27 protein-coding genes and 1 pseudogene are annotated in these 25642 nt (G+C 49.3%); 16 read left to right on the top strand and 12 right to left on the bottom strand.

Annotated elements, in window-relative coordinates; genetic code table 11:
* Nucleotides 1-15: 15 nt before the first annotated feature.
* The 4 genes from P3339_RS04340 to P3339_RS04355 all read right to left on the bottom strand — a co-directional run bounded on the left by P3339_RS04340 (nt 16) and on the right by P3339_RS04355 (nt 2958).
* Entirely contained in the window at nt 16-360 is a 345-nt protein-coding gene (locus tag P3339_RS04340; RefSeq protein ID WP_020412423.1) for a Rieske (2Fe-2S) protein, read from the bottom strand.
* Between the two features lie 28 nt (nt 361-388).
* Nucleotides 389-1444 carry a S1C family serine protease gene (locus P3339_RS04345; protein ID WP_020412424.1) on the bottom strand — a complete coding sequence of 352 codons (1056 nt, stop codon included), beginning with the start codon at nt 1442-1444 and terminating at the stop codon, nt 389-391.
* 187 nt (nt 1445-1631) lie between these two features.
* On the bottom strand, nt 1632-2516 hold the full coding sequence (gene htpX / locus P3339_RS04350) for a protease HtpX (RefSeq protein ID WP_020412425.1): 885 nt from the start codon (nt 2514-2516) through the stop codon (nt 1632-1634).
* A gap of 157 nt (nt 2517-2673) precedes the next feature.
* Nucleotides 2674-2958, bottom strand: coding sequence for a TfoX/Sxy family protein (locus P3339_RS04355; protein WP_020412426.1), 285 nt, complete (start codon nt 2956-2958; stop codon nt 2674-2676).
* A gap of 245 nt (nt 2959-3203) precedes the next feature.
* Between P3339_RS04355 and P3339_RS04360 the strand changes: the two genes are divergently transcribed.
* The 3 genes from P3339_RS04360 to P3339_RS04370 all read left to right on the top strand — a co-directional run bounded on the left by P3339_RS04360 (nt 3204) and on the right by P3339_RS04370 (nt 5393).
* Nucleotides 3204-3917: a M15 family metallopeptidase gene (locus tag P3339_RS04360; protein ID WP_282952530.1), complete on the top strand. Its 714-nt coding sequence runs from the start codon at nt 3204-3206 to the stop codon at nt 3915-3917.
* 130 nt (nt 3918-4047) lie between these two features.
* Complete coding sequence (gene cysE / locus P3339_RS04365) at nt 4048-4872, top strand: serine O-acetyltransferase (RefSeq protein ID WP_020412428.1); 825 nt, start codon at nt 4048-4050, stop codon at nt 4870-4872.
* Between the two features lie 365 nt (nt 4873-5237).
* Nucleotides 5238-5393, top strand: coding sequence for a hypothetical protein (locus P3339_RS04370; protein ID WP_282952531.1), 156 nt, complete (start codon nt 5238-5240; stop codon nt 5391-5393).
* 97 nt (nt 5394-5490) lie between these two features.
* Here P3339_RS04370 and ppa read toward each other — a convergent pair whose 3' ends face one another.
* Entirely contained in the window at nt 5491-6027 is a 537-nt protein-coding gene (ppa, locus tag P3339_RS04375; RefSeq protein ID WP_020412430.1) for an inorganic diphosphatase, read from the bottom strand.
* A gap of 162 nt (nt 6028-6189) precedes the next feature.
* On the opposite strand from ppa, the gene P3339_RS04380 reads away from it, so the two are divergent.
* From P3339_RS04380 to P3339_RS04415, 8 genes are all read left to right on the top strand, one after another.
* Entirely contained in the window at nt 6190-7563 is a 1374-nt protein-coding gene (locus tag P3339_RS04380; RefSeq protein WP_020412431.1) for a glutamine synthetase family protein, read from the top strand.
* A gap of 120 nt (nt 7564-7683) precedes the next feature.
* The gene (locus P3339_RS04385) at nt 7684-9066 is read left to right on the top strand and encodes an aldehyde dehydrogenase family protein (protein ID WP_282952532.1); all 1383 of its coding nucleotides are present in this window, start codon (nt 7684-7686) and stop codon (nt 9064-9066) included.
* Between the two features lie 30 nt (nt 9067-9096).
* Nucleotides 9097-9558 (top strand): hypothetical protein, encoded by a 462-nt coding sequence (locus P3339_RS04390; RefSeq protein ID WP_282952533.1) that lies wholly within the window; start codon nt 9097-9099, stop codon nt 9556-9558.
* A 50-nt stretch (nt 9559-9608) separates the two neighbouring features.
* Nucleotides 9609-10064 carry a hypothetical protein gene (locus P3339_RS04395; protein ID WP_020412434.1) on the top strand — a complete coding sequence of 152 codons (456 nt, stop codon included), beginning with the start codon at nt 9609-9611 and terminating at the stop codon, nt 10062-10064.
* A gap of 57 nt (nt 10065-10121) precedes the next feature.
* Nucleotides 10122-11306, top strand: coding sequence for an iron-containing alcohol dehydrogenase (locus tag P3339_RS04400; protein ID WP_020412435.1), 1185 nt, complete (start codon nt 10122-10124; stop codon nt 11304-11306).
* A 63-nt stretch (nt 11307-11369) separates the two neighbouring features.
* The gene (msrA, locus tag P3339_RS04405; RefSeq protein ID WP_020412436.1) at nt 11370-11960 is read left to right on the top strand and encodes a peptide-methionine (S)-S-oxide reductase MsrA; all 591 of its coding nucleotides are present in this window, start codon (nt 11370-11372) and stop codon (nt 11958-11960) included.
* A gap of 93 nt (nt 11961-12053) precedes the next feature.
* The gene (locus P3339_RS04410; RefSeq protein WP_282952534.1) at nt 12054-13115 is read left to right on the top strand and encodes an alpha/beta fold hydrolase; all 1062 of its coding nucleotides are present in this window, start codon (nt 12054-12056) and stop codon (nt 13113-13115) included.
* 341 nt (nt 13116-13456) lie between these two features.
* A complete protein-coding gene (locus P3339_RS04415; RefSeq protein ID WP_020412438.1) occupies nt 13457-14011 on the top strand; it encodes a hypothetical protein in 555 nt (184 codons plus the stop codon).
* Between the two features lie 236 nt (nt 14012-14247).
* Here P3339_RS04415 and P3339_RS04420 read toward each other — a convergent pair whose 3' ends face one another.
* The 3 genes from P3339_RS04420 to P3339_RS04430 all read right to left on the bottom strand — a co-directional run bounded on the left by P3339_RS04420 (nt 14248) and on the right by P3339_RS04430 (nt 17353).
* Nucleotides 14248-15522, bottom strand: coding sequence for a hypothetical protein (locus P3339_RS04420; protein WP_282952535.1), 1275 nt, complete (start codon nt 15520-15522; stop codon nt 14248-14250).
* A 380-nt stretch (nt 15523-15902) separates the two neighbouring features.
* Nucleotides 15903-17075 carry a MocR-like pyridoxine biosynthesis transcription factor PdxR gene (gene pdxR / locus P3339_RS04425; RefSeq protein ID WP_282952536.1) on the bottom strand — a complete coding sequence of 391 codons (1173 nt, stop codon included), beginning with the start codon at nt 17073-17075 and terminating at the stop codon, nt 15903-15905.
* Entirely contained in the window at nt 17072-17353 is a 282-nt protein-coding gene (locus P3339_RS04430; protein ID WP_282952537.1) for a GntR family transcriptional regulator, read from the bottom strand. The genes pdxR and P3339_RS04430 overlap by 4 nt, the downstream gene beginning before the upstream one ends.
* Before the next feature lie 104 nt (nt 17354-17457).
* Here P3339_RS04430 and P3339_RS04435 point away from each other — a divergent pair, with 104 nt between their 5' ends.
* Both P3339_RS04435 and P3339_RS04440 read left to right on the top strand, forming a co-directional pair.
* Nucleotides 17458-17631, top strand: coding sequence for a hypothetical protein (locus P3339_RS04435; RefSeq protein ID WP_282952538.1), 174 nt, complete (start codon nt 17458-17460; stop codon nt 17629-17631).
* On the top strand, nt 17628-18056 hold the full coding sequence (locus P3339_RS04440) for a pyridoxamine 5'-phosphate oxidase family protein (protein WP_282952539.1): 429 nt from the start codon (nt 17628-17630) through the stop codon (nt 18054-18056). The genes P3339_RS04435 and P3339_RS04440 overlap by 4 nt, the downstream gene beginning before the upstream one ends.
* A 25-nt stretch (nt 18057-18081) precedes the next feature.
* On the opposite strand, the gene P3339_RS04445 is transcribed toward P3339_RS04440, so the two are convergent.
* Genes P3339_RS04445 through P3339_RS04455 form a run of 3 tightly spaced genes read right to left on the bottom strand, consistent with a single transcriptional unit; the run spans nt 18082 to nt 20021 of the window.
* A complete protein-coding gene (locus P3339_RS04445; RefSeq protein WP_282952540.1) occupies nt 18082-18561 on the bottom strand; it encodes a GNAT family N-acetyltransferase in 480 nt (159 codons plus the stop codon).
* Nucleotides 18562-18606: 45 nt separating this feature from the next.
* Entirely contained in the window at nt 18607-19563 is a 957-nt protein-coding gene (locus P3339_RS04450) for a S41 family peptidase (RefSeq protein WP_020412443.1), read from the bottom strand.
* The gene (locus P3339_RS04455; protein ID WP_211214909.1) at nt 19560-20021 is read right to left on the bottom strand and encodes a MarR family winged helix-turn-helix transcriptional regulator; all 462 of its coding nucleotides are present in this window, start codon (nt 20019-20021) and stop codon (nt 19560-19562) included. Before P3339_RS04455 ends, P3339_RS04450 begins: the two co-directional genes overlap by 4 nt.
* A gap of 258 nt (nt 20022-20279) precedes the next feature.
* Between P3339_RS04455 and P3339_RS04460 the strand changes: the two genes are divergently transcribed.
* The 3 genes from P3339_RS04460 to P3339_RS04470 all read left to right on the top strand — a co-directional run bounded on the left by P3339_RS04460 (nt 20280) and on the right by P3339_RS04470 (nt 24172).
* Nucleotides 20280-23123 carry an ExeM/NucH family extracellular endonuclease gene (locus tag P3339_RS04460; RefSeq protein WP_282952541.1) on the top strand — a complete coding sequence of 948 codons (2844 nt, stop codon included), beginning with the start codon at nt 20280-20282 and terminating at the stop codon, nt 23121-23123.
* Nucleotides 23124-23438: 315 nt separating this feature from the next.
* A complete protein-coding gene (locus P3339_RS04465; RefSeq protein ID WP_282952542.1) occupies nt 23439-23771 on the top strand; it encodes a hypothetical protein in 333 nt (110 codons plus the stop codon).
* 35 nt (nt 23772-23806) lie between these two features.
* Nucleotides 23807-24172 carry a VOC family protein gene (locus P3339_RS04470; RefSeq protein WP_282952543.1) on the top strand — a complete coding sequence of 122 codons (366 nt, stop codon included), beginning with the start codon at nt 23807-23809 and terminating at the stop codon, nt 24170-24172.
* 77 nt (nt 24173-24249) lie between these two features.
* Here P3339_RS04470 and P3339_RS04475 read toward each other — a convergent pair.
* A pseudogene (locus P3339_RS04475) lies at nt 24250-25510 on the bottom strand (6-phosphofructokinase).
* Between the last annotated feature and the right edge of the window lie 132 nt (nt 25511-25642).

Raw genomic sequence — 25642 nt, forward strand, 5'->3', positions numbered from 1 at the left:
CCGGCAAGATAAACCCTACTCCGGCAGCAGGGCGTAGAGGCCGTCCTGGGCGTATTCCACAGGCACAGGTGTCAGTGCATCGCCGGTACAGGGGCCAGCGATACACTCACCGGATTCAATCAGGAACAGAGCCCCGTGAGAGGCACATTGGATCAGGGCCCCATCCGGGTCGAGAAACTGGTCTTCCTGCCAGTCGAGGTTGATACCGCGGTGTGGACAGGTGTTCTTATAGGCATAAACCTCCCCCTCTTTCATCACGGCAAAGACATTGTCAGTTCCGGCGGCGGTATCGCCGAGGGAAAAGCCTTTCGACTGTCCCTCGCTCAATTCATCGTAGCGGCACAGGAAGTATTTCTGCATAAAGTCGGCTCTGGGATCTATTATTGCTCTATTGCGGCGCCGCGAGTGTAATCGAGGTGTAGCGTATTGTCCCGTCGCGCATGATACCCAAAGTAATTTCGTCACCTACCTGATGTTTTTCCAGAGCGTTGAGCAGATCGTCGTAGCTGCGGATGGGTTGCTGCTCCACTTCAACAATCACATCCCCCAGCTGCCACCCTCCCTGGCGTGTGCGATAAATGCCTTGTAAGCCCGCTTTCTCTGCGGGAAGCCCCGGGGCTATGCGCAATACGGCTACGCCTTCGAAACCGTAACGACTGCTCCACTGATCCGGTGCGGATTCAATGCCGAGTATGGGGCGAACCAGGCGGCCGTGGGCAATCAGTTCCGGGACGATTTTCTTGACTGTATCCACCGGAATGGCAAACCCAATTCCCACGCTGGTACCGCTGGGGCTGTAAATGGCCGTGTTGACGCCGATCAAGCGCCCGAGGGAATCCAGCAGTGGGCCGCCGGAATTGCCGGGGTTAATGGCAGCATCGGTCTGGATTACATTACGGATGGTGCGATTATTGGCAGCTTCAATTTCACGCCCCAGAGCGCTCACCACCCCAGTGGTGAGCGTGGTGTCCAAGCCGAACGGATTGCCGATGGCGAGTACCTTGCGCCCCACCGAGAGGTTGCTGGAAGTACCGGCTACAAGAGGTTTTAATCGCTCTTTAGGCGCTTCAATTTTCAGTACGGCAAGGTCTTTCTCTGGAGCTGAGCCCACCAGCTGGGCAGGCCATTCACTGCGGTCTTGTAGTGTAATGGTAACTTTGCGCGCACCTTCAATTACGTGGAAATTGGTAACCACGTGCCCCAGTTCGTCCCAAATAAAACCACTACCGGCACCTTTGGGTACAGCATGCAGTCGCAGGGTCCTGCGATCGCGCACCAGGGCTTCGTTGGTAACGTAAACCACCGACGGGCTGGCAAAATTGAACACCTGCATGGTGTTGCGCTCATCATCGGTAGCGAAGTCCTGGACTTGTGCATACAGGGGAGATGTGAGGCAGAGGAGCATTAAGGAAAAAATAATTGGCAGAGTTTTTAGCGCTGTCATGGATAGCAGTCTTTCCTTTGTCAATTTGCTGGAAAGTTTACCTCGCCTGAGCCGGGGGCGAAAAGACAGCGACGTTTATGCAAACCTGTACCTGCAGGATCAATGTATTCACAGGCTTTTTTTACCAGAATAAAATCTGCACCTGTGGATAATTCGAAACAACAGCGCTTGTGCAGTTGCGTGAAAATCATTTACGGAAATTCTGCAGAACCTGGATGCGATCATCCAGAGGTGGGTGTGTGGCCAGCAGTGCGCCCATGTTGCCAAAGATTCCGAAGGCTTTCATATTGCCAGGCAGTGGCTCTTCGTGGCCCCGCTCGGATTCCACCTTGAGTCTCTGCAGAGCTGCGATCATGGAATTGGGGCTAGCCAGTGTTGCACCTGCGTGGTCTGCCCTGTACTCCCTCCTGCGGCTGAACCAGGCGACGATAATCATGGCAAAGAAACCAAAGACGATATCCATGACGATAGAGGTGATGTAGTAGCCGATTCCCAGTCCCTGCTCGTTGCGCAGGATTACCCGGTCGACAAAAAAACCGACCAGGCGCGCGAAGAACATGACAAAAGTGTTCACGACTCCTTGGATCAGAGCCAGGGTTACCATGTCCCCATTGGCCACGTGTCCAATCTCATGTCCGATAACTGCACGCGCCTCCTCGCGGCTAAAACGCTGTAACAGTCCGGCACTGACAGAAACCAGGGCGTTGTTGCGATTCCAGCCTGTGGCAAAGGCGTTAGCTTGGGGCATGGGGAATATCCCCACGTCTGGCATGCCAATGTTGGCTTTGCGTGAAAGTTCCCGCACTGTCTCTACCAGCCATTGTTCATCGGCACTGCGGGGTTCGGTAATAATCTGGGTGCGGGTGGTCATCCGTGCAATGGTTTTGGAAAGCAGTAGCGAGATGAAAGAGCCGCCAAAACCAAATAGTGCACAGAGAAGTAGTAAGGCGCCGAGGTTCAGGTCAACGCCATTGGCCTGGAGGATACCTCCTATGCCAAAAAGGTTGAAAATAATGCCGACCAGAACCAGGACAGCCAAGTTAGTCAGCAGGAATAGCCCAATGCGTAACATCGGCTCTCTCCATCTAATCGTCTTTGAGTAAGTTTAGATAGGGCGGGGCGTTTTGTGTGACAGTCGGGCGATATGCAATACCATGCCGAGCGCCCTTTCCATCCCCGCAGGGGCTATCCGGGCGTTAAATCGTTGGGAGAAATCTGGGCTGTTCGCGTTAGTCTAAGTTTTGAGTGGCCAGCAGTCGGTCAGCCTCGCTGGCCAGCTTTTGCTTCAGGTCTGGGTCCAGGTCGTTCCAGTGGACGTCCAATAAAGCGCCTTGTAGAGCGTAGAGCATGACTCTGGAGGCATTGATGCCGCGATTGCGAATACTGATAAATGCCTCCACCGGGCCTATGCGGCGCAGGTCTTCATGGGAGCGGATGCCGATAGAGTGCAGGATATTTACAGAGGCCAGGCCCAGGTTTTTCAGTTTCAGTAACTCTGATTGACTCGGGTGCATTCAGTTTTCCCTACAAGGTTTAACGTTCAGTTAATACGATCTCTCCATCGATCGCGGGCTGAACTTAACATAATTTAATTGTCGATCAGTAAACCTAACCATCGGTACCTTTGTGACAGCGCCAATTGCTTTTCCTACAATTCCGGGCTGACCTGCTTATTCCGTATTGCTCTTTGATAGAGTAGGCACCTTGGGTTTGTTCACTTTAGACCGCATTACAAAAATCGCCCGCTTATAGGAGTCAAATGTTATCTGTTCCGCTACAACGTATGCTCTTTGGACTCACCGATGAGCATGTCATCCTCGATCCAACTTCGGGCCAGTTGCTGCACCCCGAGGCCCTGGTGGCCTTCCAGCGCCTGAGACGTGATGCCCGCGAGGCAGGCTTTGATCCCCAGATCGCCTCAGGCTTTCGTAGCTTTGAGCGCCAGCGCACGATCTGGAACGGCAAGGCACAGGGACTCAGGCCGGTGCTCGACAGCGAGGGAGTGGCATTGGAAATTTCCGGATTGCCACCGCGAGAGCTGGTCATGGCCATATTGCGTTGGTCGGCATTGCCAGGTGCTTCCCGCCACCACTGGGGCACCGACTTCGATATGATCGATGCGGCTGCCCTCCCGGAGGGCTACGATGTTCAGCTAACCCCCCAGGAAGTGGCGGACAATGGCATTTTTGGCCCATTTCATCTCTGGCTGGATGAGCGTATTGCCTCCGCGCAGAGCTATGGCTTGTTTCGCCCCTTCGCCACAGATCAGGGGGTGGCCCCTGAGCGCTGGCACCTGAGTTATGCACCGCGTGCGAAGGAATTGCAGGATCTATTGACGATTGAGCGCCTGCAGGAACAGCTGCGCCGCGGTGACCTGGCCCTGTGTGATACCGTGTGTGAGCATCTTGAGGAAATCTATACGCGCTTTGTGTGGATCCCGGATCACTGTTATCCGGAGATTATGCCGCTCTGAGAACGAAGCGGGCGCCGCCTTGTTATGCCCCCGGATTCCCCTGTGGGCGGCGCTTGAAAGGTCCTGCCATTCCTGCCAAGCTTCGCGGGGCTTCAGCCCTTGGCATATACAATTGGGAAGTAACAGGAAAGTGGAAAAGACCGGCGAGGAAATCATTATCGACAGCTCGATCGAGCCCCGTGATGTCTGGAAATCCATGCGTGCGGAGGCCGCTGCCGCTGCCAGTGGCGAACCGATCCTGGCGAGTTATTTCCACAATACTATCCTGCGCCACAAATCGCTGGAGCATGCAATTGCCGACCAGTTGGCTGCTGTGTTGGATCACGATGCGCTGACTGCCACTTCACTGCAGGAAGTTATTGCTTCCGCTCTGGAGAGTGATCCCTCAATCTCCAGTCGGATGCATGCTGATATTTGCGCTTGGTACGATCGTGATCCGGCCTGCGATCAATACCTGACTCCGTTTCTTTATTTCAAAGGTTTCCACGCGCTGCAATCCCACCGAATTGCCCATTGGCTTTGGAAGCACGGGCGTTTCACCCTGGCTTTGTATTTCCAAAGCCGGGTGTCGGAGCAGTTTTCTGTGGATATTCACCCGGCGGCGAAGTTTGGCGGCGGCATTATGATTGATCATGCGACTGGTCTGGTTGTGGGGGAGACTTGTGTAGTGGGGGACAATGTATCCATCCTCCACTCTGTGACCCTTGGTGGCAGTGGCCGGGGCTCCGGCGATCGCCACCCAAAAATCGGTCACGGAGTGATGATTGGTGCCGGTGCCAAGGTATTAGGGCCTGTGCGGGTGGGAGATGATGTCAAGATTGCTGCTGGCAGCCTGGTATTACACGATGTGCCCGATCACACCACGGTAGCTGGTGTGCCAGCGCGCCAAGTTGGTGGCCGAATTGAGGGAGCTCCTGCCTTTACCATGGACCAGACTCTGGACCCGGATGAATAACACAGGGATTAAGTAATGTCGCAAGCCACCTATAGCTTGGTTTTCCGCGGTGACCTGATCGACGGATTTACTGCGAACGATGTGAAATCCAATATGGCGCGCCTGTTTAAGAGCACCCCGCAGGCAGTGGAGAAACTTTTCAGTGGTCGTCCACTGATCTTGCGAAAAGGCCTCAGCCAAGCCCAGGCAGAGCAGTTTCAAGCCACTTTGGCCAAAATCGGTGCCCAGGTAACCTTGAAGGATGAGAGTGGGATAGCAACCGCCAAGCCCAAAACCATACAGGCACAGACTGTTCAGCCTGAGGGAACACCTGAATCCGACAGTTCCCCGATACCCAATTGGACGCTTGCGCCCATGGAGGAAATTTGGTCAAAGATCATGAGCGCAAGCAAGTGGCTGCGGTCGAGGTTTCCACTGACCATATCAGCCTGCGTGCGGCGGAAGGGCTTTTGCTTGATAAGAGTGAGCGCGCTGAGGCGGAGGCTGCCCCAGTCAATATTCCCAAGTGGGATCTGGACTAAACATAAATCATTCCCTCTGAGGGAGTCTCCACGCACAAAAAAACCGGCATAAAGCCGGTTTTTTTGTGCCCAAGAGCCTAGCTAAAGGAAGTGGCTCTCAGCCTTCTTCCTTCAGGTAACGCTCACGAGAGGAAAGCACTTCTTTGCGGGCTTCTTCAGCGTCGGCCCAGCCTTCTACTTTTACCCACTTGCCGGCTTCGAGGGCTTTGTAATTCTCGAAGTAGTGCTCGATTTGCTTGAGCAGCAATTCCGGCAGGTCGCCAATTTCCTGTACGTGATCATACAGCTTGGTCAGCTTGGTGTGAGGTACCGCCAGCAGTTTGGCGTCTACACCGGATTCGTCGGTCATTTTCAGAACGCCGATTACACGGGAGCGGATAACAGAGCCAACCATTACCGGGTAAGGCGCGACAACCAGCACGTCGAGGGGGTCGCCGTCTTCGGACAGGGTTTGAGGCACGTAGCCGTAGTTAGCCGGGTAGAACATCGGAGTGGCAACGAAGCGATCCACAAATACGGCGTCAGAGTCCTTGTCCACCTCGTATTTGATGGGGTCGGAGTTGGCAGGGATCTCGATGATAACGTTGATATCGCTGGGCAGGTCCTTACCTGCGGGGATCTTGTCGAAGCTCATTGCTGGTCCTGAACTGGGTAAAACGAAAAATTTGGAGCGCGGATTATATATGCAGTTCGGCACAGCTGAAAGTCACGCCCCTGGGGAAATATCGGGCGTCAGGATTTGGCTGGCGGGTCTATCCTGTAAGTCATTGATAACAACAACGGGGCAGGGACGGAAATGCTAAAAGCCAGGGAGGTTAAAACCGTTCAGGAGGCCCGTGCGATTGTCGAAGGGCGCGGCCTCAGTCATGTCAAAGTGGGCCTTTTCGATATCGATGGTGTCATGCGCGGCAAATATATGAGCCGCGAAAAGTTTTTCTCTTCCTTGGATAAGGGCTTCTCTTTTTGTGATGTGGTGCTGGGCTGGGATGTAAAAGACCAGCTCTATGACAACGCCCGCTATACCGGTTGGCATACAGGGTATCCGGATGCTCCTGTGCGGATACTTCCAGATAGCTGCCGAGATATTCCCTTTGAAGAGAATATGTTGCTGTTTCTGGCTGAGTTTGATCAGCGGGCCCAGGCAGTATGCCCCCGCGCGGCTTTGCGCCGGGTGGTGGAGCGCTGCCGGGCAGCGGGCTTTGAGCCCTTTGCTGCCCTTGAGTATGAATATTTCCTATTCGATGAAACGCCGCATTCCGTGCGCGAAAAGGGCTTTCGCGATCTGAAGCCTTTCACCCCGGACTGGTTTGGCTACTCAATATTGCGCAACTCTGTGCATTCCGAACTGTACGGGGAAATCCTGGATATGGGGGAGCGCATGGATTTCCCGCTGGAAGGACTGCATACGGAAACGGGTCCAGGAGTTCTTGAAGCCGCAATTGCAGTGGATAAAGCAGAGGCTGCAGGGGACAAGGCCGCCCTGTTTAAAACATTTATGAAAATCCTGGCTCAACGCATGGGATTAATGGCGACATTTATGTCGCGTTGGTCCAGTGATTACCCCGGACAAAGTGGCCATATCCACCTCTCATTGCGCAGTGCGGACAATGGTAAATCGGCATTTTTTGATAGAAGCCAACCCACAGGGGGCAGCGAAATTATGCGCCAGTTTATTGCTGGCCAACAGCGCCTGATGCCTGAGTTTCTGGCTATGTTGGCGCCCACTGTAAATAGTTACCGTCGCCTGGTACCCGGCTTTTGGGCACCTACCGGCGCTAATTGGGGAGTTGAGAATCGGACTACAGCGCTGCGCGCTATTCCTGGCAACGGTAAATCGCAGCGAGTGGAATATCGCCTTGGTGCCGCCGATGCCAATCCCTATTTAGCTCTGGCTGCAGCGCTCGGCTCTGGGCTGTATGGCGTGATGCAGCAATGGCAGCCAAGCGATCCTATTGAGGGCAATGCCTATGCACTGACGCCCGAGATCCAGCAAACGTTGCCCGCTACCCTGTGGGATTCAGCCCAGCGTTTCAAAAGCTCTGAAGCTGCTAAGGAGTTGTTTGGCAGTGAATTTGTTGAGCACTTCGCGGCCAGTCGCGAATGGGAAGAGCGTGAATATCGCCGTCATGTGACTGACTGGGAGCTGGATAGGTATTTCGAAATAATCTGATTTAAGCCATTCACATCTGTACTTTAATTGGGCAGTTGCCCGTCTTTTTGAAAGCGTAACCCAGTTGTCTTTCCTTCACTGGTAGGAAACCGGTGAAAATTAATTAAAGGGATTTCCAATATGCACCACCTGCGATGTATTTCCCCTGTAGATAACAGCGTGTACCTGGAAAGAGCGCTGGCTGGCGAAGCTGAAATTCGTGTGGCTTTGGATCGAGCGGCTTCGGCCCAGCGGGCCTGGCGCCTAACCCCTCTCATCGAGCGTATCGCTATTGTACACCGCGCAGTGGAATTTTTTGCGGAGCGCAAAGATCGTCTGGCTGAGGAAATTTGTTGGATGATGGGAAGGCCAATACGTTTCGCCCCCGGGGAAATTGATGGTTTTGCCGAGCGCGCTTCAGCCATGGCAGATATTGCGGAAGAGGCCCTCGCAGATATCCAACTGTCAGCCAAGCCGGGGTTTTCCCGGTTTATTCGTCGCGAACCGCTGGGTATTTCCCTTGTAATTGCCCCTTGGAATTACCCTTACCTGACGGCTGTAAATGCAGTGGTGCCGTCAATATTGGCGGGCAATGCTGTAATTTTGAAGCACTCTGCGCAAACTCCTCTCTGTGCAGAGCGAATGGTTGAGGCGTTTAGAGAGGCAGGGCTACCCTACGGGGTATTTCAGTTTCTACACCTGAATCACGCTTACACCCAAAGGTTGGCATGCGCGGAGGAAATCCAGCACATCGCTTTTACGGGTTCGGTAGAAGCCGGGGCAAACTTGGAGCGCACCGTAGCAGGCCGCTTTATTCAGGTGGGTTTGGAGTTGGGAGGTAAAGATCCTGCCTATGTACGGGAAGATGCGGATCTTCAGCTGGCGGTGGAGGCAATTGTAGATGGCGCATTTTTTAATTCAGGTCAATCCTGCTGCGGCATTGAGCGTGTTTATGTTCAAGAAAAACTATTCGACGAATTTGTAGAGCGTGCCGTCGCTCTGGTTGGTAAATATCAGCTTGGCCGGCCGGATGATCCGGACACCACATTAGGCCCCCTCGTTCGTGCAGAAGCCGCTGATCGAGTACGTGTACAAATAGACGAAGCTGTGGCCGAGGGCGCCAAGACGCACCTGAGCACCAGTGACTCCCCGCTGGATAAACGCGGTACCCAGTATTTGGCACCACAGTTATTGACTGGAGTACGCCAAAAAATGCGCCTGATGCGTGAGGAGTCTTTTGGACCGGTATTGGGGGTGCAAAAAGTGCATGATGATGGCGAGGCTCTAGAATTTATGAATAACAGCCAGTTTGGCCTCACCGCAGCAATTTTTTCACAGGATGAAGAGGTCGCCCTGGCAATTGGGGATCATTTACAGGTAGGCACAGTTTTCCTTAATCGGTGTGATTACCTGGACCCAGAGTTGGCCTGGACTGGGGTAAAGCGGTCCGGAAGGGGGTGTACTTTGTCCCGGATTGGATTTGAGCAGTTAACTAGACCCAAGTCCTTCCATTTTAAAATTTAAGGCTAGGGAACCGTTAAAGAGGGAATTTCTGTGAGGTTGATTAAAAGTTGTGTTGCAGGGTTACTTTTACTCAATTCATTGGTGCTAAAAGCGGAACCTTATCTTTATAAAAATATTACTTTAGATGTTCCCGGTGAGTGGTCAAGGTACGAAGACCCTTACAACAAGATAGGAATTCAATTTCGACAGAAAGGCACCGGTAACTTGATGGCCTACATTCTGAGAGAGGGATTATTAAAAGATGGTGGCGATCCTGACGTATTTTTAGAACAACATCCATTGGAACATCCGGTTTCTTCAGTGCAGATTGGTAATTATTCCGGTTATTTCGTCACTTTTAAATCGAAAGGAAAGTGTATGGCAAACTGGTTTTTGGGCGATGGAATCGATTTACTGGTTGCACACTTTCAAAGTGACTGTAATTCGGTGGATTTCTCACCGGTAATCGAAGTGGTTGAATCTATCACAATGAAAGTTCACACCGTTGAATAGTTAGTGAGTTATAAGTTACATAGAGTGAATGTTTGGGTGGAGGTGTTGAGGTGAAGTACATACATTGTTGCATAGTATTGTCATTTTTTTCTCCGTTATTGATTAGTGCCGCGGAATACGAGCTAGAAAATTATTCAATAGACCTCCCGGAAAAGTGGTACATACAGACGGTTGATGGAGAAATGGGCATGGAGCTAAGGAAACGGTGTAGCAATGCGCAACTGAAAATAGGGTTTTCTCAAGGGATAACTGCACAGCAACAAACTGAAACTTTCCTAAATGACTACGACGAGGGTGAGGCAGCCCTTACCGCAATTCAACTGGGACAATTTTCCGGCTATTTTCTGAGCTATGAAGATGAAGGGATGTGTGGAGAGATTTGGTCTATGGCAAATGGTGAGGATCATTTTGGAATAGGGTACTGGGAAGATTGTAACTCGATAAACCGTACATTGATTTTTAATCTGGTTAACTCAATAAAGCCCCGTTTACAGGTTGCAGATTAGCTGTTTTCAGAAAGTCATTGAGGGCATTGGCTGGACTGGATAAATAAAGAGGCAAGTGTGGATAAATACCGGGTAAACTGGAATTTCCCTACCAATATTTGGGTTGGACCCGGGCGAATAGCGGATCTTGCCAAGGCCTGCGTTGAATTGAATATACAGCGCCCCTTAGTGGTGACAGATCCCGGTCTTGCCACTATGCCACTGATTGAGCGTGCCTATACTCCCTGTCGGGAAAATAGCCTAGAACTAGAAGTTTTCTCAGCGATAAAAGGCAACCCTAATAGTGAGAATATTGATCAAGGCGTCGAAATTTTAAGGAGTAAAAATTGCGATGGAGTCATTGCCTTTGGTGGTGGCTCAGCGATTGATGCCGGCAAGGCAATCGCATTAATGGCCAGGCAGAGCCGGTCCATTTGGGAATTCGAGGATATTGGTGATAATTACAAGCGTGTCGATCCTAATGGTATGGTGCCAGTGATTGCAGTACCTACCACCGCTGGAACAGGCTCGGAGGTAGGGCGTGTAGCAGTGATTACCGATGAAGCTGCGCAAATTAAACGCTTGATTTTCCACCCTAATATCTTGCCGGATATTGTGATTCTCGATGCCGAACTTACCTTGGGATTGCCACCAGAAATTACCGCGGCGACTGGGATGGATGCCCTCTCTCACAACTTGGAATCTTATTACTCACCTATGTATCACCCTATGGCTGAGGGAATTGCCCTACAGGGTATGCGCCTGATTAAAAGTTACCTTCCACGGGCCTATATGATAGGCACTGAATTAAAAGCACGTCAGCAGATGCTGGTTGCCTCCTGTATGGGGGCCACAGCCTTCCAGCGAGGTTTGGGTGCGATCCATGCACTCGCCCACCCACTTGGTGGCCTTTACGATAAACATCACGGCTTACTCAATGCCATATTGATGCCCTATGTCCTTGTAGCGAACAGGCCAGCCATAGAGGTTCCCATGGGACAATTGGCACTCTCATTGCAATTGACCGGGAAAGATATGTTTGAGAGCGGCTTTGATGCAGTGCTTAACTGGGTTATTGGCCTGCGTAAGCAGCTGGGTATTCCTCATACTTTGGAAGAAATTGGTATTGGTAGCGATGATGCCGATAAGATTGGACGTTTGGCTGCAGAAGATCCGTCTGCAGCCAGTAATCCCATGTCTTTTAACGCAGTGGAATATCGCGATATTTTCCTGCGTGCTTGCCAGGGTAGTGTCACACTGTAAGAGTTTCACCCTGTAAGCCGACAGAAGATTACCTATCAATAGAATTGTCCACAGGAATTAGTTATGCGCGGCGTCTTTACTCTGTTTATCTTCCTGGCTGCCACCCTCGGATATGCCCAGGATTCCCCAAATATCCGTACCGCTATTTTTGCCGGTGGTTGTTTCTGGTGTATGGAACCACCCTATGACAAAGTGAATGGCGTGCTGGAAACCACCTCAGGTTACAGCGGTGGTCACGTGAAAAATCCCACTTATGATCAGGTCTCCGCTGGTGGTACCGGTCATGCTGAGGTGGTTCAGGTTAAGTATGATGCTAACAAAGTGAGTTACTCGGATTTACTCAATATCTTCTGGCACAATGTGGACCCATTTGATGCTGGTGGACAGTTCTGTGATCGGGGTGACCAGTATCGCGCTGAAATTTTCTACGGCAATGAAGAAGAGAAACAACTGGCCGAAGAGAGTAAGAAGAAAGTAGAGGCCGAGCTGGGTAAGAAAGTAGTGACCCAGATAAAACCCGCAGCTACATTTTATCCTGCGGAAGCTTACCATCAGGATTATTACCAGCGTAATCCACTGCGTTATAAGTACTATCGATTCCGTTGTGGGCGAGATCAGCGACTGGAGGAAGTCTGGGGCAAAGCGCCCGGTTAATCAGGCTGGTGCAGCATTTAATTACTTTCTCTATAGTGGTTTCTTTAACCCTGCATCGAAGCGTGCCTGTAGGGCTTCAGTCTTGGTAAAGGCATGAAAAAAATACAGCCTGGGATATTGCAAGAAGGGGAAGTCTTGGGCTCTGCAGCTGGCTTTCCTGTTCTTTACCGATATATTGCTGCGGAAAAATCCAAACCTTTAATGGTGTTCATACCGGGTAACTCTCATCTGGCACGTATCTTCTATGGCTGTCCTGAGGCCAGGGAAGAGGATTTTATCAGTTACTGGGTTCATCGCTCAGGCCATCCCTTCCTGGCTGTCTCTTTCCCAATTGCCAATAAGGTTTTTGATGGCTTCTATCCCAGCTTTACGATTGCCGATTGGGGAAAGCAAGTCGCTGAAGTGATTGATGAGGTGGTTTCTAGGAATAACTTACAACGTGAGGTGATCGTTTGCGGCTGGAGTATGGGATGTAAGATTGCCGGAGCTCTTGGGAAGGAGGTTATTGGAAAGAAGATTTCAATTGCGATGTTTGTCGCAATGTCTGGAGATCCTGCAGTTCCCGGCTTTATGCCAAAGGCTAATTCAGAAAATATCACCATGACACCCGAGGGCTTAGCCAATCGAGAATGTCTATATCCTTGGTTTTTTCAAGCTTTGGAAGATCAAGGTAAATATAATGGCCATCCTATTCTAAAGAAAGAAGTCTATCGAGAGCGTATGCTGGGGGCTACACCAGTAGGCCTGATTGGCACCGGTTTAATGTATAAGAAAAACCGCTTTATTGATGATATTCAAGGAAGTATCCAGTCAGCTAATACTTTTGGTTATGAAGATTATCCTTTTCCTGTAGTTATCCACGGAGATTCACTTTGTGATGCGGAAAACGTACTGCTAAATACAGCCGACTGGGCATTTATTAGAAGTCGAGTTTTAATTAGGGAAGTGCTAAGAGATAAGAGTTTTAAGGAGCTTTCTCTAACACGTTGGGAAGAACTAAAGCGCTTAGTTAAGACTTCTGAAAACTATCTCTCAGAGTCCCTTCCGGGAGGCCATTTTTTCTTTTTGGGTAAAGCTGGGGCGAGATCAACCATTGATAAAATTCTGCTACTTTCTAAGCGAATGCGAAATCTTTTAGAATTGCGAGGTGTTTAACTTAGCCTCATAACTTACTATATCTTCTTCTAATTTTAGTTTGATTTTCCTGGAATGCAGACTGATTATAATATTTTCGATAGTGTTTCTTAGCTTAAAAATCGCTCTTATTCGAAGCTTATGTCGTCGTGTCATGTTTAATTTAAGTGGTTACACCTGTGTATCTTCCATTTTCTGATATATCGGGTCTAGCTTGATGGTTCTGTTATCTTTGTGAGGTGTTCGTCAGTTTTAAGTTATTTTTCTGGATCTACTCAATTAAAAAATAATCGAATTAATATCAAGTATGATGATGGAATCAATATAATTTTAGATTAAATGTAAAAAAGGATGCTGGGAAAATGAATATTCGATCTAATTTTAAATTTATATTGTTAGCTGCAGGGTTGGTTTGCGCCAGTCAATCAAAGGCTGCAGGTGTGGGTGTTGATAGGGTCTATCTCGTCAGTCCTTCTGGGACTTATATGAAGACCAATGATGAGGGTATTGGCTTGCCCGAAGTGGTTGATACAAAGACGGAAGCTGATAGGTATGATCTTAATTTACACTTCAAGGGATTCGGAAATAACAATCAAAATTGCTTGGAAGATAAAGACATAATTAAGGTCAAACAGTATCTGGCAGATCAAATATTATTTGTTGTAGATGAAAAAGAGCCTCTGATAGACACTGCCGAATTTTATGATGAATTACCAAAAACGAGTGGCGAGATATCAGATTTATTCTATATCGTTAGCGATACAAGCGGCTGTATAGGTGTAAACAGTACTGTTAAGCTTTCGGCAGTTCCACTCTCCGGCGATTACTATATTTATTTCCCTGACGTCAATCCCAGTGCCCGTTGGACCTGGGTTGATCAGAGTGAAAGCGGCACAGAAATTACGCTTATCAGATAATTTTTTTAAAAATTCTTTATGTGCTATTTGGCAGGTATCAATAGATATCTGTCTTTAAAAGTAGTTTTATAGTATTAGTTTGTTCTAGCTAAAGTAGCGGCTTATCAAATGGGGTACTTTATCCTCATGTTGTATTTTTAACGAATTTTTTTCTACGGATTAATTATGTGAATGATAAAGTGAGGAGTTGAGCCTGGCCAGATATCATTTTAACCAAGTTTAAATCTAATTGATGGTTAGAGCGTTGTGATATCTTTTCTAAAGATATCTATAAGTATCAATATATAAAATAAAGGAATCAGTGCGAGTGCTGCAAAATGTAATGCCAGTATATCGTTTTCTTTACTGATGGCTCCTTCAGAAAATAAAATTATTTCCAAGATGAAAAATAAGACAAAAAGTAGGCGTTTATCCAGGTTAGATATGGATTCAAACACCTTTGAACCAAGCAGCCAGTAATGCCAGGATTTGTATTTCAAAGCATCAAAAAGATAGTAGAGGCCACAGGTTAAGCTCACTAACGTTGTGAGTAGTAGCTCAAACACCCAGGCCGGGGGCTTGCCAGGTGCTGGGGGCCAAATATTGGTTACTCCGAATTCGGTAAAGGAAAGAATGGCGAATAGCCCGGTGGTCAATAGAACAATAGGGAAACGAAAAACTAATATGACCATGCAGATTGCAGCAGAGACTTCGAAAACCCTTTGAATGGGCATAAAAATATTGGCATGCTCTGCAACCCAGGCTAATGCGTTGCGAAACCATAACGGGGTGTTTCCGTATTCTACATAGGAGTTCACCAGTCCCCTATAGCCCTCTACGGTAAACCAGTTCAGTAAGCTGTCTTCATAAACCTGGAAAATCAACATAACACCAATGGTGATGGTGAACAGGTTAATCCAACGCCCTACCAGCAGATTGGATTGTTGTGTCTGTGCGACTACGCGATATCGGTCTAAAAATTTCGAAAGTATTGCTAGGACGGCAATGGTGATACTGGATAATAGGCTGGCTAGAAGTATGTGATTGCCACCATTGCGCGACATCAAAAATATCGCAAACAGCACGCTAGATACCACAATCACCCAGAGGCACCAGGACAAAAAGCTTATATCGGGTGCCAGAATACCGCCCAATAGACGCTGGTAATAGGGCGTTGGATGAGATGAGGGGTGATCGGATGGTTTCTGAATATTTGGGGTGAGGCCATAGCTGCTTACCGCTAAGACTAATGCATACAACGCCGGTGATAAAAATTCAAAGAACCAGCTATTTTCGCCCATATAAGTAAAGCCCCATAATACTATGAAGCTCACAAACATGAGTAGGGCGCCTAGGGGCATTAATATCCGCAATATTAAGAGTGCCCCGGCAAGTAGAATGGCAAAATGCAGTGAGTAGGTCAGGCTGGTGATGTGCGGCGTAAAAAATATGGCTAAAGATTGAATGGCTGTGGGGGCTTCTTCCGCTTGAATAAGCTGCTCTAATGCGGCTGCAAAGGCCTGCGGTGCCACCTCGCCATTAAGGTAGCGCGTAATGACCAGTTGGATACAGGCGGCGCCTAAAAAAGGCTTATCATGGCTAGCCATGCAGTTGACGAGGTTGCCGTTTTTGTTTGGCTAGTATCTAAAGTTTGGCTGGAATTGTGCATAAACCCTAGCCTAGTTGAATTCGATTCCCATAGATCAATACTTGTGCCAAAAAAAGTTCGCTATTTCAGCGTGTATTCATCCCAGTTGTTGTCTTTATCGGCAATAGGAAAGTGTGGATAACTTCAGGCTAGGGTTGATCAGGCATATGCAGGGTGAGTGTGCATAGGAGGTGCACTAACAGTATTTTCTATTGGTCATAGCATAGAAATGCTGTTGCCAATAATAGTGATATTGAAAGTTTACTAGCTGGATGAGTTTGTCAAAAAACTCTGCAGAAGATCTATACAGTCCTCTCGCTGCTGTTTACTGGTATTGGCGAACCCTAATACCAGGCCATGGTTCAAGGATTTGTCGGGATAGAAAAAAGAAAGTGGAGTGCTACCGATGCGGTGTTCGGCTAATTTCTTTGACAGTTCTAGGTCATTCCTGCCGGGCGTGGCGAGTACCACGTGCATTCCGGCACTACTTGCGATGAGTTGCGCCTGGGGTTCAAGTTTATGTCGTGCCAAATCGCAAAAATGCAGCCATTTTTCCCGATAGTTGATGCGCATTTTACGCAGGTGTCGTACGAAATGTCCCTCTTCAATAAAGTCGGCAACTATGGCTTGGGAAAGAAGGGGTGAGTGACCAGATAGCATCTCTTTGGCGTGGTTAAATACCTGTATCACTGATTTGGGAACCACCATATAGCCCAGACGAATACCGGGCTGAAGAGTTTTGCTAAAGCTGCCCATATAAAGTACAGGTGTGTCCTCCGCCATTCCTTGCAGCGCTGCCACGGGTTTGTGTACAAATGAGAATTCGCTGTCGTAGTCATCCTCCAATATCCAGGCTTCAGAGCTTGCTGCCCAGTCCAGCAGCCTTAAGCGGTCACTGGCAGGCATTACTCCACCCATCGGATATTGGTGTGTAGGGGTGGTATAGAGAAGCTTGGCGGTGTGATTGTGCTTTGTCAGTGACTCTACATCCAGAGAGCCATTTTTTAGTCCTGCCAAATGGAGGTCTGCACCGGCAGATTGAAAAGCGATGCGTGCTCGTCTGTAGCCGGGGTTTTCCATGGTTACGGTATCCCCCGGATTTAGTATGACTTGTGCACAGAGACTCAAGGACTCCTGGGCACCGTTAGTAATAATGATTTGCTCGGCGCTACAGCGGACTCCCCGGGAGTTACGTAAGTATTCTGCCAATGCCTGTCTTAATGGCTGATAGCCCTGACTGGGGCCATAGCCGATGAGTGCTGTTCTGTCTTGATGCCGCCGATAGAGGCGATTCCATAGATGAAAAGGAAAGCTGTCGAGATCCGGTAATCCCGGTGTAAAGGGCAATAGCTTCTCCCTGACAAGCGGTGCATTTCTTAACGATTCCCCGAAAGTTGACAGCTGTGGCGGATGATCAGTATCCGATTGCCAGCTCATTCGCTGGGGGCTTCCACATGTGGCGGCAGTGATGCACAGACAAACACGCCTTGACCAGATCTACTGGTGAGGAAGCCTTCGGCCTTTAACTGTTCCAATACCTGCGTAATGGTATTGCGACTCACTCCCAGAGACGCCGACATTCTGCGGGAAGATGGCAATTTACTGCCGGTGCTCAACCGACCACTGCAAATGCGCTGTACAAGCATTCGATACAGCTGGGCCTGTAGTGGTTGGGCCCGATCCAGGGTTAGGTCAGTGAAGTCTGGAACGCTCAAAACTGGCACCATGAAAGAGCAAAAACTGGACCTTTTCAGAGTACCAGTAACTTCTTAGATTGGCGACATAGATTAAATGAGCAGCGGTTAGTAAGGAGGTTTCTATGGACACTACCAATCATTTTGGCCCTGAGTTGCCTGCCACTGCAAAGAGCAAGATACGTCGGGCGGCAAAGAGAGCCAGCTATCAAAGGGAAGTTGTGTATCAGCTGGTAGATGAGCTAAAGCTCGGCCATGTTGGATTTATACAGAATGGGGGGTGGTCATTATTCCATTGACTGTATGGCGGAAGAGAGACTTCCTGTATTTCCATGTGGCAAATAAAAGCCGTTTGCAGAAGCTGGTAGATGCGGGGGAAACAATCTGTATTTCATTTGCACAATACGATGAATGGGTGCTGGCAAAATCTGCTTTTCACCACAGTGCCAACTATCGCTCGGCAGTGTTGTTTTGCCGTGGGGAACGTGTGCATGACTCCCGGGAGTTCGATGAGGCTTTTAAAGTCATAATGAACGATATTGAGCCTGACCGATGGGAGCAGGTCCGCCCTCCCAACATCCAGGAACGCAAGGGCACAGCGCTAATGCGATTGACTATAGAGGAGGGCTCTTTTAAGAGCCGGAGTGGAGCGCCTACCGACAACAAGGAAGATCAGAGCTTAACCGTTTGGAGCGGAGTTAAGCCTGTTTGTCCATTTCGCTAAGTAATCATAACTCCATGCTCTAAAGCTACTGGTACGTACAGGGCTCAACTTGGACTTCTGTATTGGAGAGGTCGATTATGGCAAGCATGTCCTCGTTATCGTCATCTATTCCAACTTCTACAAAGCCAAAGCTAGAGTAGAAATCTTTAGCAACTGGGTTTTTGGGGTTGTAGCAAATCTTTATTTGCTTAATATTGGGGGTCTGCCTGATCTCATGCAGGGCTAACTTCAGGGCAGCCCTGCCTATTCCCTTTTGCTGGTATTTCTGGTCAACCATAAAACGCCATATAGACATCTTTTCATGGTTTTCCTTGACCCACATAAAAAAACCAACTGGATTTTCTCCAAAATAAATTGCGCGGGTTTCATACCCAGTATTGAACTGTGCCTCTACCAGTGACCACAGATTGCATGCGACATATTCCTGCTGCTCCAAGGCAACATCTAGATCGCAAACAGCCTCGTAATTATCCTTGGTTATTAGTCGAAGGGAGGTGGCCATCATTAATCCTTAAACTCCATTACCGAGGTCCTTGTAAACGATTCACGATTAATTTTGTTTTTTTATCGTTTTTAGAGCAACCTGTAAGCTATCTTGATCACCGGTCTCAATATCTGGATTTACACCGTGCCCTTCCCAATTAACCGGGCCTTCAGTCAATGTAGAAACCGGGCGGCTACTGGGAATGCCGATCTCAAATCCGAAGGGTAGGGATTGGGGTGTATCCATCATGTGCGCCCCACCGGCGCTGGCAGTGCCGATAATTTTGGCTCTGCCCAATTGCTGCAACGAGAATGCAACACTTTCAGCGGCGGAGAAGGAGCGGTCATTAATCAAGATCACCAGTGGTCTCTCCGTACCATAGGCTGGCCAGGGTAGAGTGGTGATACGACTTGGTTTTATTTTCTTTTCCCTGCTTTCTATTACAAAGGGGAGCGGCTTAGTGGTATCGATAAGGGATTCCAGAATAGCGCCTGCAGTATTTTCATCGCCTCCGCCATTGTTACGCAGGTCCAAAATTAGGCCATCACTATGTTGGATCAGTGTAAAAGCTGCCCCTAGGGTGGACTTGGCATTTTCAAAAGTATGGAAAGAGGAAAGGGATATATAGGCGATATTGCCAGATAGTATCTCGATTTTCTTCACTCCATAATTATTTTTTGGGGCTTCTATTCGCCATTGTTCTATCCAGTTATTTGACTCATCCTGGTCTCCAACATGTTCCAAGTAGAAGTGCTTGTCGCCGGATAACTCGCGGATTTTATCAGTGATTTTTTTGGAGAATATCTGGGTATTGTTGCAATACTGCTCTAATTCGGCGGAGTCTGCTAATTCAGCTATTTGTTTCGACAGGATATCAGCTTTATCTGCCAGTACGTATTTATCTCCGACAGCGGCAGATACCGCTTTGATGACTGAATTGGTATTGAACTGGCATTTTTCTTCAGCTTGGCCTGAATGGGCAGAGAATAGCAAGGGCAGGAAAAGCGCTATGACTGGCTTCATTGTTTCTTGATCTCCTCGGGTAATTGCCTCTGTATACGATCTTGAAAACGGCTTCTTTCCAGGGCGTTGATGGCGGTATCCAGCAAATCTGACAATGGCATGGGTAGCTCTGCATTTAAGGACTTTTCTGCAGATACAGTGGCTTGCCAGTGAGCTTTCAAGCGCGGTAGAAGTAATGCGCCTTTGTGGGTCAGTCTAACCTTGCGCTCTCTCGCATCTACTCCTTTCACTATTTCTACCAGATCCTGTTTCACCATATCTTTAACGGTTTGACTGACGGCAGGTTGGGACAGTTGAGCACTGGCTACTATCTCGCCGATGGTAACGTCGCCTTTTTGCATTAGAGTGCGCATTACTGGGGTATACCGCGGTTTGTAATTTTCTATACCGCAGCTGCTATAGCTCTTACTGACATCGCCATCCAGTAGCTCAAGCAGGTGTCTGAGGCGAGTTCCCAATTGACTGTAATCCATAAATTAATATTTATATAAGTGCTTATATAAGTGACTATATACTGTCTGGTGACAAATGCAACTATCAGCTTGTCTTTTTGTTAAAGGGAGAGAGCTTGCTACTCAAGTTGAGTGCAAATTGAGGATGAGTCGCCAAGTCGAGTCACTGAAACTTAACCTTAACATTTGTTTCATCGAAATTTAGGAATTCCCCGCCACTCTTTGCGCCGCTAAATGCGAATCCGGCAATTGGGAAAAATGGCGATGAAAGAATTTGGCTTGGCTGCTCTGGCAGCCCTGGGTCTTCCACTGATGGCTGAAGAGGTCCAGGCCAACGACCTCATAATCTCGGAATATATCGAGGGCAGCGGCAATAACAAGGCACTGGAAATCTATAACGGTACCGGAGCGGCTGTAGATCTGGGTAATTACTCGATACAGCTTTTTTTCAATGGTTCCGATTCTGCCGCTGTAAATATCACACTCTCTGGAACCCTGGGTGATGATGAAGTGTTTGTTCTCGCTCACGGCAGCTCTGATGCAGCCATGCTGGATGTGGCCGACCAGATTTATAGCGGTGGCCTGTTCAATGGTGACGATGCGGTAGCACTTGCTGGCCCTAACGGTTTCGTCGATGTAATCGGTCAAATTGGTACTGACCCCGGTAGCCAGTGGGGCAATAGCAGTGTCGGTACCCAGAATCAGACTCTGATACGCAACCTGGATGTGGTCAGTGGTCGTACCGATGGCAATAGTGCGTTCAATCCCGCCCAGGAGTGGTCCAGTGTTGGCCAGAATAACTTCGGCCACCTGGGTTGGCATATTGAGGGTGATACAGGCGGTGGCGATGGCAGCGGTGGAATCGAGTTAGGTGCCTGTGGTGATACAGCGACACTAATCAGCCAGATACAGGGTGAGGGGTTCGCAAGTTCGCTGGAAGGTGAACGCCACGAAATTGAAGCTGTAGTAGTTGGCAATTTCCAAGATTCCAATACCGGCCTTGCCGGCTTCTTCCTGCAGGAAGAGGATAGTGATCAGGATGGTCGGGACTCGACCTCTGAAGGTCTTTTTATCCACGATAATGCTTTCGGAGTGGATGTTCAGGTTGGAGATCTGGTGCGGGTTGGCGGTATTGTTGATGAGTTTTACGATTTTACCGAGCTGAATCAGGTGGACGGCGTTAGCGTTTGTGGTAGCGGTTACGAGGTAACGGCTGCCAATGTGCAGATGCCATTTAACTCAGCCCAAGAGCAGGAGCAGCTCGAGGGTATGCTGGTGAAATTCCCGCAAAACCTGACAGTCAATGGTCACTACAACCTGGGCCGTTATGGTGAGATTGTTCTTTCCAGCGGCAGACTTTACATCCCTACCCACAATAATGTTCCCGGCTCAGCGGCAATTGCCCAGGCGGCGGCCAACGAGCTCAATCAAATTATTCTGGATGATGGCTCCACCGTACAAAATCCTGAGGAAATGCCTTATCCGGCACCGGGTTTGAGCGCATACAACACACTGCGCAGTGGCGATACTCTGGAAGAACTTACCGGCGTGATGGCTTATGGGTTTGGTGCCTATCGAGTACACCCGGTTGAGGTACCGCAGTTCTCTTCCGTAAACCTGCGTGATGAAGCTCCTGTTCTGCCTGGTGATGGCAGTTTGCGTATTGCCAGTTTTAATGTGCTGAATTACTTCAATGGCGATGGCAGCGGCAGCGGCTTCCCCACAGCTCGGGGTGCTGACACCCCGGAAGAGTTCGAGCGCCAGAGAGATAAAATTATTTCTGCAATCCTGCGTATGGATGCCGATGTCATTGGCCTGATGGAAATTGAGAATGATGGCTACGGTAGTGACAGTGCAATCCAGGACTTGGTCAACGGATTGAACAGCGCAGACTCAGGGCAGAGCTACCAGTTTGTAAATCCGGATCTCCCACAGCTCGGCGACGATGAAATTGCCGTGGGTATGATCTACCGCAGCGATCGTGTTATGCCGATCGGCAGTGCTGCCACACTGCAGGATTATCCCTTCGACGATGGTAATCGCCAGCCGCTGTTACAGGCATTTGCTGAGGTTTCCTCCGGTGAGAGTCTCGTCGTGGTTGTGAACCACTTTAAATCCAAGGGTAGTTGCCCCAGTGATGGCAGCCTGAACAGTGATCAGGGGGATGGTCAGGGCTGCTGGAACTCCCTACGGACTCTGGCTGCGGATACCTTGGCTGGCTGGATCGATAGAGACCCTGCAGGAACTGGCATCGATCGCGTGCTGGTATTGGGTGATCTCAACAGCTACGCCATGGAAAACCCCATTACCGCGCTTAAGGGTGCAGGTTATACCGATCTGCTGGAATGGTACGGAGCAGGCGAAGCTTATTCCTATGTGTATGACGGCCAGTCCGGTTACCTGGATCATGCTCTTGCCAGCGCTTCCCTGGCTCCACTGGTAACTGCCACAGTGGATTGGCATATCAATGCCGATGAGCCGCGTGCGCTGGATTACAACACCGAATATAAAAGCGTAGAGCAGCAGGAAAATCTGTACTCCGCGGGGCCTTACCGAGCATCGGATCACGACCCTTTAATCGTTGAGCTGGACCTGGGTGCAGACAACCTGGTCCCCACGGCTGAATTTAGCTGGGCGTCTGAGGGTCTTATATTCCACTTTATCGACAACAGTAGCGATGAAGATGGGAACCTGGTGAGCTGGTCTTGGGACTTTGGTGATGGTGCGAGAAGCACAGAGCAAAACCCCAGCCACAGTTTCGATATCCCAGGTAGTTACTTGGTACGTTTGCAGGTAAAAGATGATCGTGGTGCGATATCCACTATTGAGAAAATTATTGAAGTGAAAGATGACGTTGCCTCTCTGCAAGCGAATTTTAAATTACATCGCTTTTTTCGCTGGGTATGGGTAGAAGATCGCAGTCAATATAATGGCGATAACAAACTTCAATATCAGTGGAATTTTGGTGATGGCGTACAACGTAGTGGACGCTGGGCGTTACACCGTTACTCTCAAACTGGAAATTACGAAATTACCCTCACAGTGAGTGATGGCGATGGTGCTGAAGATAGCGCCTCTCGCGAAGTCAAAATTTCCTGGCCACGCTGATATATATCAATTTTTGATTAATAATAAATATTCTGGTTGTCCTGGCGATGGGGTTATCAGCTCCCTGTCGTCGCTTCTCCAGGATTCTTGAAGTTGATAGCTTTTCCCTAGAAGCGAATGGCCGCACCCTGGTGGTGCGGTCCTTTTTATTTCGCTCCCCTCAAAAAATTAATCACTCTTAATAAATTTTTAAGCTCCTGGATTTCTGCGCCCCGAAAGAGCGGCCATACTTGAGTCTGTTCATACCAATTGGATTGCTGGGGGAGTCCCTTCTATGTCACGTACATTTGAAAGTCTTGTGGGATTAAGTCTGGAGTGGACTGGTACCCATTACTCCGAAGGGGAGATTTTCCCGATTTATCCACTCATATTGTCAGCTATGAAACCGAGTCCAGTTGTTATGTTACTGCGGGGGGCAAACTGGTCGGCAAAGCCAGTTATTCGTATGCACCAATGGGAGTACGCATGGCAGCACTGGTTTATCGGCCGGATATCTACCAGGGACGAAGTGGAGTTGTTCTTTACGCCATGTTGGATTTTGACCTGATGATGGATCGCGCAGTTATTATGCATAATGACCAACCCCTGGCGGTGGCCAATGGCAGTTTCCGAGTTGTGGACACGCCAGATAAGCCCATCACGGATTAGGATGTCATTTAATTAGAATACCGGGAGAAGGTTATATGGACAATCACGAAAAGATTAATTATGTAGAGCTCCCATCGAAGGATCTGGAAAAGACCAAGGCTTTCTTTTCTGAAGCTTTTGGCTGGGAATTTACGGATTACGGCCCCGATTATTCTGCTTTTTCCGGTGCAGGGTTGGATGGTGGTTTTTTTCAGGCGAATCTGCACAGTTCAACAGTCAACGGTGCAGCGCTGGTAGTGTTATATAGTTCTGACCTAGAGGATACCTTACAAAAAGTCGAGAGCTGCGGTGCCCAAGTAATAAAACCTATTTTTTCCTTTCCTGGAGGTCGGCGCTTTCACTTTGCCGAGCCCTGCGGTAATGAATTTGCAGTTTGGTCAGATACAGGATTACAAAAGTAATTTTTCCAGCTGCGCCAATAAAAAACCCCCGGTTTTATTCGGGGGCTTTTTTGAACCAGGGCTAAAGAGTTTTTAGATTACGCTTTAAACTCAGTGTCCAGCTTCTTTCCCACCAGCTGCTTTTTCAGTTTTGTGTACTGGGGGATGCCGTTTTTGTAGGGGGTAATCCTCACCCTGGATCAGCGGCAGCAGGTACTTGCGTCCCGCTTCAGTGATACCGAAGCCGTCTTCGCTGATATATTCTTCAGGCATGAATTTTTCCACGTTGGCCACTTCAGACAGCGGCGCTTCCGCGATAGACCAGCTGTACTCTTCACCTTCTGCACGGATAATTGCCGGCATAATCGCGTTCTTGCCGGCTACCGCCATTTCTACAGCGGCGCGACCAACGGCGTAGGCCTGCTCCACATCGGTGGCGGAGGCGATATGGCGGGCAGCGCGCTGCAGGTAGTCGGCCAGTGCCCAGTGATATTTCAGGCCCAGTTCGCTCTTGATCATATTGGCAAGAGTCGGGGCTACACCGCCCAATTGCTTGTGGCCAAAAGCATCGGTGGTGCCGGCATCGGCGAGGAAGGTGCCATCTGCGTACTGGGCGCCTTCTGAGGCGACAATAACGCAGTAGCCTTTTTCATCCACGGTCTTCTGTACCTTGGCGAGAAACTTTTCTTTATCGAAGGCCACTTCCGGGAACAGGATAATATGCGGTGCATCGCCTTCTTCTTCCTGGGCCAGGGCACCCGCTGCGGCAATCCAGCCCGCGTGGCGGCCCATCACCTCCAGGATAAAGACTTTGGTGGAGGTGGCACACATGGAGGCGACATCCATTGCGGCTTCCTTGGTGGATACCGCTACATATTTGGCCACTGAGCCAAAGCCGGGACAATTGTCGGTCAGCGGCAGGTCGTTATCCACAGTTTTGGGAATGTGTACGGCCTGGATTGGGTAGCCCATGGTTTCAGATAGTTGGGATACTTTCAGGCAGGTATCCGCAGAATCTCCGCCGCCGTTATAGAAGAAGTAGCCGATATCGTGGGCTTTGAACACTTCGATCAGGCGCTCGTATTCCGCGCGGTTTTCTTCCAGGCTTTTCAGCTTGTAACGACAGGAGCCGAAGGCGCCGGATGGGGTGTGGCGCAACGCGGCGATGTCTTCCACACTTTCCTGGCTCACGTCGATCAGTTCCTCGCGCAGTGCGCCGAGGATGCCGTTCAGCCCCGCGTAGACTTTGCCAATCTTGTCCTGGTTTTCACGGGCAGCTTCTATTACGCCGCAGGCGGATGCGTTGATCACGGCAGTCACACCACCGGACTGTGCGTAAAAGGCGTTCTTCTTCGACATGGTTATCCTGTATTCGTAGAAATCTAGGGAAGTGTCCCGATCCGGTAATTCTTCCCAGTACTCACTATTCAATTAGCGGTACTAGTAGGGAATTCCGGGAGCTCGTATCGGGTGTCGGCCATTGTTGGAAAA

It is taken from the genome of Microbulbifer sp. MLAF003 (assembly GCF_030012965.1).
Taxonomy (GTDB): Bacteria; Pseudomonadota; Gammaproteobacteria; order Pseudomonadales; family Cellvibrionaceae; genus Microbulbifer; species Microbulbifer variabilis.

Coding starts and splice junctions, on each gene's coding strand:
- ppa (WP_020412430.1), bottom strand. CDS start 6,027: ATGAGCTTCGACAAGATCCCCGCAGGTAAGGACCTGCCCAGCGATATC.
- msrA (WP_020412436.1), top strand. CDS start 11,370: ATGCGCGGCGTCTTTACTCTGTTTATCTTCCTGGCTGCCACCCTCGGA.
- pdxR (WP_282952536.1), bottom strand. CDS start 17,075: ATGAGCTGGCAATCGGATACTGATCATCCGCCACAGCTGTCAACTTTC.
- P3339_RS04345 (WP_020412424.1), bottom strand. CDS start 1,444: ATGACAGCGCTAAAAACTCTGCCAATTATTTTTTCCTTAATGCTCCTC.
- htpX (WP_020412425.1), bottom strand. CDS start 2,516: ATGTTACGCATTGGGCTATTCCTGCTGACTAACTTGGCTGTCCTGGTT.
- P3339_RS04460 (WP_282952541.1), top strand. CDS start 20,280: ATGAAAGAATTTGGCTTGGCTGCTCTGGCAGCCCTGGGTCTTCCACTG.
- P3339_RS04415 (WP_020412438.1), top strand. CDS start 13,457: ATGAATATTCGATCTAATTTTAAATTTATATTGTTAGCTGCAGGGTTG.
- P3339_RS04410 (WP_282952534.1), top strand. CDS start 12,054: ATGAAAAAAATACAGCCTGGGATATTGCAAGAAGGGGAAGTCTTGGGC.
- P3339_RS04360 (WP_282952530.1), top strand. CDS start 3,204: ATGTTATCTGTTCCGCTACAACGTATGCTCTTTGGACTCACCGATGAG.
- P3339_RS04340 (WP_020412423.1), bottom strand. CDS start 360: ATGCAGAAATACTTCCTGTGCCGCTACGATGAATTGAGCGAGGGACAG.
- P3339_RS04380 (WP_020412431.1), top strand. CDS start 6,190: ATGCTAAAAGCCAGGGAGGTTAAAACCGTTCAGGAGGCCCGTGCGATT.
- P3339_RS04450 (WP_020412443.1), bottom strand. CDS start 19,563: ATGAAGCCAGTCATAGCGCTTTTCCTGCCCTTGCTATTCTCTGCCCAT.
- P3339_RS04435 (WP_282952538.1), top strand. CDS start 17,458: ATGGACACTACCAATCATTTTGGCCCTGAGTTGCCTGCCACTGCAAAG.
- P3339_RS04355 (WP_020412426.1), bottom strand. CDS start 2,958: ATGCACCCGAGTCAATCAGAGTTACTGAAACTGAAAAACCTGGGCCTG.
- P3339_RS04385 (WP_282952532.1), top strand. CDS start 7,684: ATGCACCACCTGCGATGTATTTCCCCTGTAGATAACAGCGTGTACCTG.
- P3339_RS04445 (WP_282952540.1), bottom strand. CDS start 18,561: ATGATGGCCACCTCCCTTCGACTAATAACCAAGGATAATTACGAGGCT.
- P3339_RS04470 (WP_282952543.1), top strand. CDS start 23,807: ATGGACAATCACGAAAAGATTAATTATGTAGAGCTCCCATCGAAGGAT.